Origin of the sequence: Amycolatopsis sp. Poz14, assembly GCF_006704225.1 — a bacterium.
Classification (GTDB): domain Bacteria; phylum Actinomycetota; class Actinomycetes; order Mycobacteriales; family Pseudonocardiaceae; genus Amycolatopsis; species Amycolatopsis nivea.
Map to the genome: position 1 here is coordinate 531,506 of NZ_JACLHD010000001.1, position 14,373 is coordinate 545,878.

Annotated in this window: 15 protein-coding genes; 7 read left to right on the top strand and 8 right to left on the bottom strand. The window is 70.0% G+C overall.

Annotated features, from left to right (window positions below; genetic code table 11):
- Positions 1-59: 59 nt before the first annotated feature.
- Together FKO37_RS02760 and FKO37_RS02765 are read right to left on the bottom strand one after the other, a co-directional pair.
- Positions 60-737 carry a response regulator transcription factor gene (locus FKO37_RS02760; protein WP_238603649.1) on the bottom strand — a complete coding sequence of 226 codons (678 nt, stop codon included), beginning with the start codon at positions 735-737 and terminating at the stop codon, positions 60-62.
- Entirely contained in the window at positions 734-1,855 is a 1,122-nt protein-coding gene (locus FKO37_RS02765; RefSeq protein ID WP_238603650.1) for a sensor histidine kinase, read from the bottom strand. Before FKO37_RS02765 ends, FKO37_RS02760 begins: the two co-directional genes overlap by 4 nt.
- Positions 1,856-1,990: 135 nt before the next feature.
- Here FKO37_RS02765 and FKO37_RS02770 point away from each other — a divergent pair, with 135 nt between their 5' ends.
- Entirely contained in the window at positions 1,991-2,599 is a 609-nt protein-coding gene (locus tag FKO37_RS02770; RefSeq protein ID WP_037806923.1) for a dihydrofolate reductase family protein, read from the top strand.
- Here the strand turns inward: FKO37_RS02770 and FKO37_RS02775 are convergent.
- Positions 2,560-3,405: a helix-turn-helix transcriptional regulator gene (locus tag FKO37_RS02775; protein WP_238603651.1), complete on the bottom strand. Its 846-nt coding sequence runs from the start codon at positions 3,403-3,405 to the stop codon at positions 2,560-2,562. The genes FKO37_RS02770 and FKO37_RS02775 overlap by 40 nt on opposite strands.
- Positions 3,406-3,508: 103 nt before the next feature.
- Here FKO37_RS02775 and FKO37_RS02780 point away from each other — a divergent pair, with 103 nt between their 5' ends.
- Genes FKO37_RS02780 through FKO37_RS02795 form a run of 4 tightly spaced genes read left to right on the top strand, consistent with a single transcriptional unit; the run spans position 3,509 to position 6,843 of the window.
- Positions 3,509-4,951, top strand: coding sequence for an MFS transporter (locus FKO37_RS02780; RefSeq protein WP_238603652.1), 1,443 nt, complete (start codon positions 3,509-3,511; stop codon positions 4,949-4,951).
- Positions 4,952-4,996: 45 nt separating this feature from the next.
- Complete coding sequence (locus tag FKO37_RS02785; RefSeq protein ID WP_037806918.1) at positions 4,997-5,521, top strand: RNA polymerase sigma factor; 525 nt, start codon at positions 4,997-4,999, stop codon at positions 5,519-5,521.
- Positions 5,514-6,407 carry a VOC family protein gene (locus tag FKO37_RS02790; protein ID WP_134728003.1) on the top strand — a complete coding sequence of 298 codons (894 nt, stop codon included), beginning with the start codon at positions 5,514-5,516 and terminating at the stop codon, positions 6,405-6,407. The genes FKO37_RS02785 and FKO37_RS02790 overlap by 8 nt, the downstream gene beginning before the upstream one ends.
- Positions 6,408-6,459: 52 nt before the next feature.
- A complete protein-coding gene (locus FKO37_RS02795; protein ID WP_043837928.1) occupies positions 6,460-6,843 on the top strand; it encodes a hypothetical protein in 384 nt (127 codons plus the stop codon).
- A 27-nt stretch (positions 6,844-6,870) separates the two neighbouring features.
- Here FKO37_RS02795 and FKO37_RS02800 read toward each other — a convergent pair whose 3' ends face one another.
- Together FKO37_RS02800 and FKO37_RS02805 are read right to left on the bottom strand one after the other, a co-directional pair.
- On the bottom strand, positions 6,871-7,251 hold the full coding sequence (locus tag FKO37_RS02800; RefSeq protein ID WP_037806911.1) for a VOC family protein: 381 nt from the start codon (positions 7,249-7,251) through the stop codon (positions 6,871-6,873).
- Positions 7,252-7,387: 136 nt separating this feature from the next.
- The gene (locus FKO37_RS02805) at positions 7,388-8,695 is read right to left on the bottom strand and encodes a UDP-glucose/GDP-mannose dehydrogenase family protein (RefSeq protein ID WP_238603653.1); all 1,308 of its coding nucleotides are present in this window, start codon (positions 8,693-8,695) and stop codon (positions 7,388-7,390) included.
- Positions 8,696-8,866: 171 nt separating this feature from the next.
- On the opposite strand from FKO37_RS02805, the gene FKO37_RS02810 reads away from it, so the two are divergent.
- Positions 8,867-9,625: an SDR family NAD(P)-dependent oxidoreductase gene (locus FKO37_RS02810; protein WP_134664552.1), complete on the top strand. Its 759-nt coding sequence runs from the start codon at positions 8,867-8,869 to the stop codon at positions 9,623-9,625.
- A 54-nt stretch (positions 9,626-9,679) separates the two neighbouring features.
- On the opposite strand, the gene FKO37_RS02815 is transcribed toward FKO37_RS02810, so the two are convergent.
- From FKO37_RS02815 to FKO37_RS02825, 3 genes are all read right to left on the bottom strand, one after another.
- Positions 9,680-10,360 carry a class I SAM-dependent methyltransferase gene (locus FKO37_RS02815; RefSeq protein WP_037806905.1) on the bottom strand — a complete coding sequence of 227 codons (681 nt, stop codon included), beginning with the start codon at positions 10,358-10,360 and terminating at the stop codon, positions 9,680-9,682.
- A gap of 155 nt (positions 10,361-10,515) precedes the next feature.
- The gene (locus FKO37_RS02820) at positions 10,516-11,151 is read right to left on the bottom strand and encodes a PadR family transcriptional regulator (RefSeq protein ID WP_037806904.1); all 636 of its coding nucleotides are present in this window, start codon (positions 11,149-11,151) and stop codon (positions 10,516-10,518) included.
- Between the two features lie 988 nt (positions 11,152-12,139).
- The gene (locus FKO37_RS02825; protein WP_167754008.1) at positions 12,140-13,786 is read right to left on the bottom strand and encodes a TM0106 family RecB-like putative nuclease; all 1,647 of its coding nucleotides are present in this window, start codon (positions 13,784-13,786) and stop codon (positions 12,140-12,142) included.
- A gap of 106 nt (positions 13,787-13,892) precedes the next feature.
- On the opposite strand from FKO37_RS02825, the gene FKO37_RS02830 reads away from it, so the two are divergent.
- Complete coding sequence (locus FKO37_RS02830) at positions 13,893-14,372, top strand: DUF6474 family protein (RefSeq protein WP_037806899.1); 480 nt, start codon at positions 13,893-13,895, stop codon at positions 14,370-14,372.
- Position 14,373: the final 1 nt, after the last annotated feature.

Consider the following 14,373-nt stretch of genomic DNA (forward strand, 5'->3'; position numbering starts at 1 on the left):
GGCGTGCGACGGTGGGACGACGTTCACCGACACGGCGTAACTCACACTCCCGGCTTAGCTCATTCGTGCGAGCCGCGGCGCGGGGTGACGAGACCGGATTCGTACGCGAGCACCACCAGCTGCGCCCGGTCGCGCGCGCCGATCTTGGTCATGATGCGGCTGACGTGCGTGCGCGCGGTCGCTGCGGAAATCACCAGGTGGGCGGCGATTTCGTCGTTCGACAGCCCGCCCGCGACCAGCGCCAGCACCTCGCGTTCGCGTTCGGTCACCTCCTGCACGGCTGAGGTGTCGATCCGCCGGTGCTCCGGCCGTCCGACGATCTCGGCGATCAACCGGCGCGTGACGGTCGGCGCGAGCAGCGCCTCCCCCGCCGCGACGACGCGCAGCGCGTGCAGGAGTTCGACCGGTTCGGTGTCCTTCAGCAGGAACCCGCTTGCCCCGGCGCGGAGTGCCTCGTAGACGTATTCGTCGACGTCGAACGTGGTCAGGACCAGCACTTTCACCCCGCCGAGGTCGGGGTGCGAAGTGATCCGGCGAGTCGCTTCGAGACCGTCGGTGCCGGGCATCCGGATGTCCATCACCACGATGTCGGGCCGGTGCTCGACCGCCTGCGCGACGGCCTGCTCGCCGTCGCTCGCCTCGCCGGCCACCTCGAAGCCGTCCTCGGTGTCCAGCAGCAGCCGGAATCCGGCGCGGACCAGGGCCTGGTCGTCGGCCAGTACGACGCGGATGGTCATTTCTCCCCCTCCACGGGCAGTTCCGCCCGCACCTGGAAACCCCGCCCGGTGACGCTCGCCTCGACGCTGCCGCCGAGCGCGGTCGCGCGTTCCCGCATGCCGCGCAGACCGTGCCCGGGCGTCGGCTGGACGGTGCCGCGGCCGTCGTCGCGCACGATCAGGACCAGCGTGCCCGGCTTCCGCTCGAAACGGACCTCGACGCGCTGTGCCCCGTCGGCATGCCGGACGACGTTGGTGAGCGACTCCTGAAGGATCCGGTACGCCGCGCCGTCCACCGGCGCGGGCAGCTCGCCGGCTTCGCCGTGCAGTTCGACTGCCAACCCGGCGGCGCGCGCGTGGTCGAGCAGCTCGTCGACCTGCGCGAGGCTCGGCGCGGGCGCGCGGTTCTCGCCGGAACGGAGCACGGCGAGCGTCGCGCGGAGGTCGTTGAGCGCGGACGCGCTGGCTGCCTTGATGTTGAGCAGCGCCTCTTTCGCCTCCTCCGGCCGCCGGTCCGCGACGTGCGCGGCGACGCCCGCTTGGACGTTGATCATCGCGAGGCTGTGCGCGACGACGTCGTGCACCTCGCGGGCGATTCGGAGCCGCTCCTGCTCGGCCATCCGGTGGCGGTGCTCGTCGGCCTGCTCGCGCCGGGCGGCAACGGCGGCGAACTGGAACCGGACCGCGGTCGCGATGCCGATCACGGCGGCCATCCAGACCACGGCGAACAGCGCCCAGGCGCTGACCGCAAACGTTTGCGCGGTGATGATGTGGACCACGTACGCCCCCACCAGCACCGCCGCACCGGTGCTTCCGGCAACCACCGGACCCTTTCGCCGCGTAAGCACGAACAGCGCGATCGTGGGGACGATGATCACCGGACCGCCGGGCTCCGGCGACAGGTAGTACGCGTACGCCGAGGCCGCGGTGAGCACGAAGAGCGGCAGCGGGTACCGGTGGACGAGCAGCAAGGTGAGCACGGTCGCGGCCAGCCAGGCGGCGCCGAGCGGGCTCAGCGGATGCGGGGCGTGCTGCCAGCGGCCGGACGCGCTGGAGCCGCCGAGCACGAAGGCGAGCACCACGAAGGTCCGGAACACCCGCCCGAACCACGGGTTCTGCGCCCGCCACCAGTAGTGCATGGTGCGAAAGCTACCGGGGAAGCCGGGCGGGCGCGTCCGTCGTGAAGCGCGGGATCGGACTACGCGCGGCGCGGTATGTCGAGAACTCTGATCCGGCTCCGTTCACCAGGCAAACGGCGAAAAAAGGAGACAGTGATGGGCGAGGTAGTGGCCGGGGCGAGCATGTCGTTGGACGGGTTCGTGGCGGGGCCGGGCGAATCCGGGTTCGATCTGCTCTTCGGCTGGCTGGGCAGCGGCACCGAGGAGGTGCCGACCGCGCAGCCGGGACGTTCGCTGCGCATGTCCCCGGCGAGCGCGAAGGTCATGCGTGCGCAACTGGAGTCGACCGGAGCGCTGCTGGTCGGACGACGGCTGTTCGACCTGACCTCGGGCTGGGGCGGGACGCATCCGTTCGGCGGGCCGGTGGTCGTGGTGACACACGAGGCGCCTGCCGGCTGGGAGGGCTCGCCGTTCACCTTCGTCACCGAGGGCATCGAGGTCGCGGTGGCGCGGGCGAAAGAACTGGCCGACGGCCGCGACGTCGGCGTGAACGCGGGCGAGATGGCGCGGCAGTGCTTGGCGGCCGGGCTGCTCGACGCGGTGCGGATCGATCTCGTGCCGGTCCTGCTCGGCGGCGGGGTGCCGTTCTTCGGCGAATTCGGCTTCGGTCCGGTGCGGCTCGGCACGCCCGAGGTCACGCCTGGCGAGGGCGTGACCCACCTGCACTACCGCGTCTTGGGCACGAACTCCAGCAGCTTGGCGTGAGTCTCGTCGTTCGCCGGGGTGTAGACCGACATCCGGATCTCCGAGCGGCGGCCGGCGTAGAGGTAGGTGAAGTCGAAGGTGAGCAGGCCTGCGTCCGGGTGCAGGTAGCGCTTGCTCTTGGCCTGCTCGGTGTTCACGTCGTGCTGGCTCCACAGCTCCTCGAAGCACGGCGATTCCGCCCGCAACCGCTTGACCAGCGATTTCCAGCCGGGTTCGCCCATGTGCTCGGCCATCGCGGCGCGGAAGGACGAGACCATCCGCGGCACGTTCTGCTCCCAGTCGACCATCCGCTCTTTCCACTCCGGATTGAGCAGGCACTGGACGAGCGTGTTGCGTTCCTCGTACGGGATCGCGTCGACGCCGCCCATCAGCCAGTCGTAGCCGGCGTTGTGGCCGAGCACGTCGAAGCGCGCGTTGCGGACCGCGACCGGGAACGGTTCCAGCTGGACCATCATGTCCTGCATCGACGGCGTGATCGCGGAGCAGTGCTTCTTCTCCGTCACCGGCTCCGGCGCGCCGGCGAGGGTGAACAGGTGCACGTGCTCGTGCGGGTCGAGCCGGAGCGTGCGGGAGATCGCGCTGAGCACCTGCTCGGACGCGTTGATGTCGCGGCCCTGTTCGAGCCACGTGTACCAGGTGACCCCCACCCCGGCGAGCTGCGCGACCTCCTCGCGGCGCAGCCCCGGCGTGCGCCTGCGGCCGCCGAGCGGCAGGCCGACCTGCTCGGGCGTGATGCGTCCGCGCCGGTTGCGGAGGAACTCCCCCAGCTCGGTCCGGCGCAGGCGGTCTTCGATGCCACTGGTCACGAGTACCAGGTAAGCACAGTGCCAAGCCTGTTACCAGGTAGTCCCAGTACCAGGATAGAAGCACACCTGGTACCAGGTTTTGCGGCGGCGGAACGTAGTACTCATGACGACTACCACCACTGCCCCGGCGACGGCCACCGCCGCCGTCGGGACGCCGGAGAGGACGGGCCTCTCGTCCGCCGGCTTGATCACCGTGCTGCTGGGGGCGGCACTGCCGATCATCGACTTCTTCATCGTCAACGTCGCCCTGCCCACCATCGATGCCGACCTGCACGCGTCCACCGCGACGCTCGAACTGGTCGTCGCGGGCTACGGCATCGCGTACGCGGTGCTGCTGGTGCTCGGCGGGCGGCTCGGCGACACCTTCGGCCGCCGCAGGCTCTTCCTGCTCGGCCTCACGCTGTTCACGCTCACCTCGCTGGCCTGCGGCGTCGCCCCGGACGCCGCCACGCTGGTCATCGCCCGCGTCGCACAGGGCGCGGCTTCGGCGCTGCTGCTGCCGCAGGTGTTGTCGATCATCCAGGCCGGGACCTCCGGCGAACGCCGCTCGCGCGCGATCGGCATGTACGGCGCGACCGGCGGCATCGCCACCGTGGTCGGCCAGCTGCTCGGCGGCGCGCTGGTCGCCGCCAACGTGTGGGACCTGAGCTGGCGGCCGATCTTCCTGGTCAACGTGCCGATCGGGATCGTCGGGCTGCTGCTCGCGCGCCGCACGGTGCCGGACAGCCGGGCGAGCAACCCGCTCGGCGTCGACCGCTGGGGCACCGTGCTGCTGGCCGTTTCGCTGCTGTCGCTGCTGATCCCGATCATGGAGGGCCGCGCGCTCGGCTGGCCGTGGTGGAGCATCGCGCTGCTGGTGCTCTTCCCGTTCGCGGCGTTCGGCTTCGCCCGCACGGAACGGAACCTCGAAGCCGCGGGCGGCACCCCGCTGCTGCCGCCTGCCCTGCTGCGCACGGCGAGCGTGCGGCACGGCCTGACCGTCGCGGTGCCGTTCTTCTGCACCTTCGGCTCGTTCATGTTCGTCTACGCGGTGACCCTGCAGAACGGCCTGCACCTCGGCCCGCTCGGCGCCGGGCTGGCGTTGACCCCGATGGCCGTCGCGTACTTCACGACCTCGCTGGTCAGCAGCCGCCTCGTCGCCCGGTTCGGCCGCAAGATCGTGCCGATCGGCGGGGTGATCCTCGCCGTCGGGCTGCTCGCGCTCGCCGGAACCGCGCTGCTCGACTGGCCGGACCTGTCGATCTGGCAGCTGGCCCCGGCGATGGTGCTGATCGGCGTCGGCAACGGGCTCGCGATGAGCACGCTGTTCCGGGTCGTGCTGTCCCGGGTGCCCGCCGACCTGGCGGGGGTCGGCGGCGGCGTGCTGACCACGACCCAGCAGACGTCGCTGGCGCTGGGCGTCGCGGTGCTGGGCAGCCTGTTCGCCAGCCTGAGCGTGCCGGGCGCGATGGGCTACCAGGGTGCGTTCGTGCTGATCATCGGGATTCTGGCGGTGCTGGCGCTGCTCGTGAGCGGGCTGGCTCGCAAACTTCCCGATCCTCGCTGAGAATTCGACCGACGGAAAACCCCGCTCCCGGACGACGATGGGGATGTGACGGAACCTCGGGTGCAGCCAGACCCGGCCTTCGCGCTGCTCGGCCTCTACGAGAAGGCCCTGCCGGAGGTCTATGGCTACCTGCTCGCGAGGTGCGGCGACCGCGTGCTGGCGGAGGAACTGACGTCGGAGACGTTCCTCGGCGCGGTCGCCGCCTGCCGCAAGGAGCACGCGCCGCCGGTGAGCACGCCCTGGCTGATCGGGGTGGCCCGGCACAAGCTGGCCGACCACTGGCGGCGCGCCGAACGGGAACAGCGCGGGCTGCGGCTCGTGCACGACGCCGGATGCGACGTCGAGGATCCCTGGGACGAGCAGCTCGACGCCCTGCGTGCGCGGCAGGTGCTCGAAACGCTGACCGTCTCGCATCGGGCGGTGCTCACCTTGCGGTACGTCGACGGCCTTCCGGTGCGCGACGTCGCGGCGCATCTCGGCCGGACCATCCACGCGACGGAGGCGTTGCTGACGCGGGCCAAAACCGCGTTCCGCCGCGGCTACCAGGAGAAGGAGGGACGCGATGCCTGAACCGTTCGACGCGCTCGCACTGCCTTCGACTCCGGCCGACCCCGATCCGGCCTTCGCCGAGCAGCTGCGGGACGACCTCCGCCGACTGATCCTGAACGGAGCGGAGATGACCACCACCGAAACCACACCGCAACAGGCCCGAGCGGGTGCGCTGACGCCGTACCTGGTCGTGACCGACGCGCGCGCCGCGCTCGACTTCTACGTCGAGGTCTTCGGCGCACGGCGCCGAGCCGAGCCGATCGTGATGGACGACGGCCGGGTCGGGCACGCCGAACTGGACATCGGCGACAGCGTGCTGATGCTGGCCGAGGAGTTCCCCGAGCTGGGCAATGTCGTCGCGCCGGAGGGCGGCGCGCTGGTGCGCGTCGAGGTGCCCGATCCGCAGGACGCGGCGCGGCGGGCCGTGGAACTGGGCGCGGAACTGCTGCGTCCGGTCGAGGACCGCGGCTACGGGCTGAACGGGGTGATTCGCGACCCCTACGGCCAGCGCTGGCTGGTCGGAAAGGCCGCGCCACAAGCGAAAACGCCCGGGGAGCGCACGTACCGGCACGGCGAGGCCGGGTACTTCACCTTCCAGGTGCCCGACGACGGCCGGGCGAAGGCGTTCTACGGCGCGGTGCTCGGCTGGCAGTTCAACCAGGGCAGCCTGCCGACCGCGTGGCGCATCGAGGGCGACGGCCTGCCCGGCGGGCTGTGGGGCGGACCGGAACTGCAGTCCGGCTGGAAGCTGATGTTCGCCGTCGACGACCTCGAGGCCGCGCTCGGCCGGGTGCGCGAGGGGGGCGGCCGGGCGGGCGAGGTGGAGAACCAGCCGTACGGCCGAACGGCGGATTGTGCCGACGACCAGGGGATCGAGTTCTGGCTGTGGGAACAGCCACGCACGTGACCTCGGCCAAAACCCCGGCGGCAAACCGGCCGGCGGGGCGCACACTCAAGGGATGGCCGCGCACTGGACGCCCCGCGACGAAGCCGAGCTGACCGCCGGCTGGCAGCTGTGGCTCGCGCTGGGCTCGTGCGCCTGGCCGGGACCGGACTGGGACGGCACGCCCGCCGAAGCCGTCCGCGGCCTGGAACGCTGCTTCACCACGTGCGACGAAATCCTCGCCGCGTACGACCGGCCGGATTCCGCGGTCGCCGGGCTGGTCCGCTCGATGATCCTGGCCGCCAACTGGACGCTCGAACTGTGGCGCGACGACGCGGACCCGCTCGATTCCGAGCGGGCCGCGCTGTTGCACGCCGATCTGGCCGCGTTCTCCGACCACGCGGAGAGCGTCCGGACTTTGCTTGCCGCGGGCGGCGGGTGGGCCTCGCTTCCGCTGTGACCCGCCCGCCGTCCGTCTACAAAGGACTTACCAGCTCGCGGGCCGTTTCCGCTCCGGCTCGTACGGCTGCGTGATGACCTCGATCCCGTTTCCGCCCGGGTCGAGGAAATACACGCCGCGTCCGCCGTGGTTGTGGTTGATCTCGCCGGGGCCCTGCCCGCCCGGTCCGGCGTGGTAGTCGACCCCGGTTTCCTTCAACCGCAGGAAAAACGCGTCGAAGTCGTCTTCCGGAATGAGGAAACAGTAGTGCTGCAGCTTGCGATCGGCGTCCGGCACCGTCGCGAAGTCGAGCCGCACGCCGTTGCTGGTTTCGACCGGGATGAACGGGCCCCATTCCTCGCCGATCTCGAACCCGAGCAGGTGCGCGAAGAATTCGGCGGATTCCCGGTTGTTCCGGGACGGGACCATCAGGTGATTCAGTTCAAGAGAAAGTGACACGAAGCAATGCCTCCACAAGGCATCCCAGCACCTCCATGCCTCACCCAGCCGGTGACCGACACGCGATGCCGCCGAGGAGCATAGCGCAACCGAAGCGAATCTCCCATCAGAAAACCGGAACTCGCCGCCGGGCCGCGCGCGGGCGCCCGACTCCCTGCCAGGACAACCCGGCGTCGAGAATCATCCGCGGGTCGAGCAGATTGCGGGTGTCGACCACGTCGTCACCTTCCATCGCGTCCGCGATCGCGACCCAGTCGAGATTGCGGAACTCGGCCCATTCGGTAAGCACCACAACGACATCCGCGTCCTTGGCGACCTGATACGGGTCGTCCACCACGGTCATCCCGGCGATGCCGCCGGACACCGCCGGGTCGTACGCGGTGATCTCCGCGCCGAGCGCGCCCAGCACCGAAGACACTGCCAGCGCGGGAGAATCGCGCAGATCGTTCGTGCCCGCCTTGAACGCCAGGCCCAGCACGCCGATCCGCGCGCCGGCCAGCGTTCCGCCGCAGGCTCCTGCGATCTTCGCCACGATCCGGTCGCGCTGGGCGATGTTCTCGTCGATCGCCGAGGTCAGCATCCGGAAGTCGTAGTCGACCGATTCGGCGACCTTGACCAGCGCGCTGGTGTCCTTGGGCAGGCACGAACCGCCCCAGCCCGGGCCGGGTTTGAGGAAGGTGCGGCCGATCCGCCGGTCGTAGCCCATGCCTTCGGTGACCAGGTCGATGTCCGCGCCGAGCCGTTCGCACAGTTCGGCGATCGAGTTCACATAGGACAGTTTGAGCGCGAGAAAGCAATTCGCCGCGTACTTGACCAGTTCCGCACTCGCCGCGTCCGCGACCACGACGGGTGCGGCGAGGTCGCCGTACAACTGCCCGACCCACGCGGCGGCCGCGTGCGAATCCGATCCGACCACGATCCGGTCCGGGTGCAGGAAGTCTTGCACCGCAGTGCCTTCGCGCAAGAATTCGGGGTTGGAGACCACCGGCACGTCGGCGCGGCCGACCATCGCCTGGATCCGCTTCGCGGTGCCGACCGGCACCGTCGACTTCGTGATCAGCGCGCAGCCGGCCGGCAGCACGTCGCCGATCTCGGCGGTCACCGATTCCACCGCGCGCAAATCCGCGGACCCGCCCGCGCCCATCGGCGTCGGCACGCAGAGGAACACGCCCTCCGCGCCGCGAACGGCTTCCCGCGCGCCGACGACGAACGACAGCCGTCCGTTCGCCAGTCCGCGGGAGACCAGTTCGGCGAGTCCTGGTTCGAGGATGTCCACGCGCCCGGCCGACAGCCGGTTCACTTTCGCCACGTCCACGTCAACGCAGGTGACGCGGTGCCCGAGGCTCGCGAGACAAGCCCCCGTGGTCAATCCGACGTATCCCGTCCCTACCACCACGATCCGAGCTGAGCTCATGACGCTGAAGGTGACAGCCGGAGTTGACCTCAGTGCTAACGGAAGCGGTCGCGGCCGAATACTCCTCGCGACGACAGCGGGTGAGGCGACACACTCCGACAGGCATGCGAACGAGCGTTAACCTGGGCGCGGAGGTGCACCGCGGCACCGAGAGCAGGAGGAAGGCTGAAGATGCAGATCACCGACACCGCAGCGCTCGTCACGGGTGGCGCGTCCGGACTCGGCGGCGCGACCGCCAAGGCGCTGGCCGCGAAAGGCGCGCGGGTGTTCGCCCTCGACCTCGCGCCTTCGATCGAGAAGGCCGAGCAGATCGACGGCATCACCTACGTCGAGGCCGACGTGACCGACCCGGACCAGGTGCAGGCCGCCGTCGACACCGCGGCGGGCTCGGGCGTACCGCTGCGCACGGTGGTCAACTGCGCGGGCATCGGACCGTCCGCGCGCATCCTGTCCCGCAAGGGCAGGCACGACCTCGCGCTGTACGCGAAGGTCATCCAGATCAACCTGATCGGCACGTTCAACGTGGTCACCATCGCCTCCGAGGCGATCGCGAAGACCGAACCGCTGGCCGACGACGCCCGCGGCGTCATCATCAACACCGCGTCCGTCGCCGCGTACGACGGCCAGATCGGGCAGGTGGCGTACGCGTCGTCCAAGGGCGGCGTGGTCGGGATGACCCTGCCCGCCGCGCGCGACCTCGCCTCGCACGGCATCCGCGTGCTGACGATCGCCCCCGGCATCGTCGACACCCCGATGCTCGCCACCGTCAGCGACGAATTCCGCGCCGGACTCGCCGCCGGGGTGCCGTTCCCGAAGCGGCTGGCGCGGCCGGACGAGTACGCGCAGCTCGCCCTGTCGCTGATCGACCACGACTACCTGAACGGCGAGGTCGTCCGCATGGACGGCTCGCTGCGGATGGCCCCGCGCTGACGTTGCCTCGCGAGTGGCTGTGCCGCCCCCTCAGCGGCACAGCCACTCGCCCGGTCATTCCTTGCGCATCCGCACCTCGAGGCCGATCCCGTCCGGGGTCACCTCGCAGGTGCGGAACTTGCTCTCCGCGACCGTCGCGCGGAACTGCTCCGGCGTGTACGCCCGCCGCCGCAGCCCGCGCAGGGTGCGAACGGTGGTGAACGTGGCCACTGGACCGAGATTCATCCGCGCGACCTCAGCGTCCAGCTCCGCATCGGTCGTGCTCTTGCTCAAGTCCTGCACCAGCGCGACCCCGCCCGGCCGCAGCACCCGGTGCATCTCGTCGAGCGCGTCCACCGGGTCGGCGAAGTTCTTGAACGCCGCCTGGCAGATCAGGAAGTCGAACGACCCGTCCACGAACGGCATCGCCGCCACGTCACCGCGACGGAAATCGACCGAGACGCCCTGCTCATGCGCGTACTCCCTGGCCAGCTGAACAAACGTCCGGCTGACATCCAGCCCCGTCACCGTGCACCGGCCGGTGCGGGCCAGCTCCACCGCGAAGAAGCCCGGCCCAGGCGCGACCTCGAGCACGTCCGCGCCCTCGGCCAGCTCCGAAGCCAGCATCTCGGCCGTTTCGCGATACTGAATTCGCTGCGGTTCGGTACCGCGTCCCCGCGCGTACGCCCGGGCGACCGGCCCCTCCATCTCCGGCAGCAGTTTCGTACGGTGGCGTTTGACCTGGGTATTCCCCATTGTGTTTCTCCCTGTTCGGTTGAGTCCGAACCGGTTCGCCGCGGGGCCGTATCCTTGTCAGCGCAGCCTGAAGACAGGTTCCCGCACCTCGCGGTTTCCAGTTCGACGGTTCCCGGTCCCGGCGGCGGTGTGCCAGCACCTCCTCCGGGACCTCTTTATTCGCCCTCGTTCTCGACGAAGGCGGCCATGTCAGGCAGCTCCCCGGTCTCCCGGTAACGCCGCCACTCCTCGACCCCCGGGATCGCGCCGGTGGTCAGCTCCTCGTGCAGCCCGCGAACCCATTCGGCTTCCGCGCGCCACATCGCCAGTTGGTACTCCGCCTCGACGAGAACCAGCCGAGGCAGCTCAGCCCGCATCTTCGCCAACGCCTCGACACGGTCGCCGATCAGCCGGTCCAGCTCGCCGACCCGATGCCGCAACTGCTGATCGACAACGTCCGGCCCGAGCGCGAGCATCACCGACAGCCCCGTGTGAAACCGCGTGGCCTCCAAATCCGGCACCGCGAGCAACTCGGCGACCCAATCCTCCAGCTCAGCCTGGCCCGCGTCGGTAATCCGGTAAACGGTCCGCTCCGGCCGAGCCCCGTCCCGCACGTTCTCGACGGCCTCGATGAACCCGTGCTTTTCGAGGTTGCCGACGACTGTGTAGAGGGAGCCCCACTTGATCTTCAGGTCGCCCTCTTTGCCGCGTTCCCGCAGGAGAGAGGCCACTTCGTACGGATGCATCGGCCGCTCGAACACGGTGGCCAGCACGGCGAGGCCCAGCAAGTTGGACACCTTTCGCCGCTTCACGCTTACGACCTCCTCGTGGGCGAGTACTCGTGGACGAGTATAGGGAGAAGTGGGGTTGGCGGCAATGGCGGAAGCTTGGGCCGGTGGCGAGGTTGGGGCTGGACGCGGGGGTTGGAGGACGGAACCGGGTGTGAGCAACAGGGCAGGCAGACGAGACACCCGCAGGTTTGGCTGAGGCGCGCGGCCACGATCCGACGGGCGATGCAGGGCGCGGGAGCGAGCCGGGGACGCAGCTCGAGCGGAGCCGCGAGAACCGCCTAGCGGCACGGGAAGCGGCAAGGAATCCGGCGAGGTGCACGAACCAGGGACCTGGGAAGCGCCCGGCAAGGCCGGATCTCGCGAGGTACGCGGCGAGACCGGAGCCTGACGAGCCACTCGGCAAGGCCGGATCCCGCGAGATATCCGCCAAACCGGAGGACTCGCGAACGCCCGAGTCACCCGGGCAAGACCAAGCCCCGACGAACTGCCCGGCAAGGCCGGGTCTTGCGAGACATCCGCCAAATCCGAGGGCTGCGAACCGCCCGAGTCATCCAGGCAAGACCAGCGCCCAACGAAACCCCGGCAACGCCCGGGGCCCGGCAACGCCCGGGGCCCGGCAACGCCCGGGGCCCGGCAAAACCGCCCCGAAACGAGACCGAACCGAGCGCGAGGACAACCCACCCACACCCCCACAACCCCGATACGAAGCCAAAAACACGGGCGGCGGGTGCTTGTCAAGGCATCTTTCCCGCCTTGACAAGCACCCGCCGCCCGTAGTCACAATCAGGCTGAGGGGTGGTGGGACCCAAGCCCGACCGAGGGGCAGGCGGAACCCAATACCGGCTGAGGGCGGCGGACCCCAAGCCCGGCCGGGGAGCGGGCGGAACCCAAGCCCGGGTGAAACCCAAGCCAGTGAGCCGAGGAGCGGATGGAACCCCCGCCAGAGATCTGAGACACGCCGGAACCCAACACCCAAGAATCACGGCCCCACACCACCCAGCAGCAGACCTCAGATATCCAACATGTACGGAACCTCAACCTGAGCCCGCCCGCTCATCCACTCCCGCAGCGCCTTAGTCGCGAGCACGTCATCCTCGTTGTACCGCAACAATCGTTCCCGCTGCTCGTCATCAGGGACCGCGCCGTCCATGCCGACCGCATCCCGGTACCACCGCATCGAGGCCTCGCCACCAGCCTCCGGATCCCGCCACGCGAACCCGGCCACCGGGGCGATCACCTTCAAGCCCTTGCCCCGCGAGCACAGGAACTGATCCGTCACACTGCGGAAAAGATCAACCCACTCATCTGAGTCCACAAAGGACTGAACAGTCCGCTTCTCCGGGATCCCGGAATACTCCCCGAACCGCTCGACCGACCCGAACAGCCACCGGTTCTCCGCGAGCGCGTTGTAGCAATACGCCCGGAAAGTCAGCCCCGCGGCCAGCGTCCGCTCGCGAACATCCGTGAACCACGCCCAAAACTCAGCGAACGACCGCGCCTCGTCCACAGTCGGCAGCGGCTCCCAGGTCGCGAATGCCCGGTACCCCTGCGGCACTCCGATGTCCACTCCGGACAACAGCGTCCCCCACAGGTAAGCCCCGGAATCGCCGAAGCTTTCCATGTCCACGTCGACCTCGACGTCCGCGCGCGGCACCTCGATCTTCGGCGTGCGACGCACCACCGTGAGGTCTGCCAGCCACGCCCGGGCCAGCATGATCGCGTCCGAGAACGTGCCGCCCGTCCAGTTCATCGGCGGCATCTCGGCGGCCGGGTCCAGCGCGGCCAGCTTGTCTACTGTGGACACTCCGACGCGGCGCAGCTCGCCCGCGTCCTCGCCGCGCACGACCAGGCTCACGTCACGCGTTTCGGTGAGCACGACCTCGCACGTGGCCCAGAACGGACACCGTCGGCACTCCAGCACCCGCGAAGGCGCGGCCAGCGCTTCGGCACCGGTGGCGGCAGCGGTCGCGACGGCGAGCCGGTCCGCGAAGCGTGCGTCGTATTCGTCCAGTGCGCTGCGTCCGCCCGGCCAGGTGCCCGCGGTGAGGTCGTGCCAGACGACGACGTCCGCGTCCAGACCGATCACGCCGCCGAGCGCGCGCCCGCCGGCCGCCAAGCCGCGCGTCTCCAGCATTCGCCGCAGGTGGGCGAGCCGCAGCTGGTCTCGCGGCTGCGAGCGCACCTTGCGCAGCTCGTCCGGCGAACGGCGCGCCGGATCCAGCTCCGTCATCGCGGTGGTGGGTGCGCCCTGGCCGCGGTCGGTGATCCGGTGCCGGACCACCAGCACCGGCACATACCCGTCGTCGACGCGCACGAGCAGGTCGATGCCGCCGCGCCGGTGCCCGACCGGGTCGGCTGGCAGCAGCGCGCCCCAGATGTACTGCGTGCCGTCCGCGAACGCCTGCTCGGTGAGCCGCACCCGCTCGCCAGCGGACGCGGTGCGCGGCACCCTGGCCCAGGTTGCCTCCGGCCCCGACGCCGCGACCAGCTGTTCGAGGATTTCCTCGCGGTGCGCGGTCGCGTCGTCGATGCGCTGTTGTGCGGTCGGATCCGGCGGCGGCAGCGGCACGTCGCGCATCGCCGGGTCGTGTTCCAGGTGCACCCGGCGGCGGCAACGACTCACTGCTCCCGCGTCGAGCAACACCTCGTCTCCCATAGCGATCACAATAGATCGTGGGTACGACATTCCCCGCGCGAGCCGACATGCCCGTCAGGTCGGGGACCAGTAAGTTCATCCGGAGAAGGCGTGGGAGGTAACGGCCATGGCGCGCAAGGCCAAGCAAGACAAGGCCAAAAAGGACGAGGGTGAAGCCCGGATCACCCCGAAGAAGGCGAAGAACGCGGTCGCGGTGGCCAAGGTGCTCGGACCGGCGGTGCTGCCGGTGCTCGCGCCGTACGCGGTCCGCGCGGCGGGTGCGGCGCGGGAGGCGTACGACCGCTACCAGGCCCGCAAGCTGGGTGTCGCCGTCGACCAGCTCGGCGAGTACACCGGCCGCGGCGCGGCGCTGCACGCCCGGATCGCGGGTCTCGTGCAGGGGCTCGGCGAGCTGAAGAAGTCGGCGAAGGCGACCGAGCAGGACCAGAAGTTCGCCGCCGAAACGCAGTCGACGCTGGAGCAGCTGTCGGCCACGGTGCGCGCCGCCGAGCGCATGCCCGCGGGCCGGCGCAAGGCCGCGCACCGGGCGGTCACCGGCGAGCTCGAACGGCTGGAAGAGCAGCTGCTGCACCGCTTGGGCATCTGAA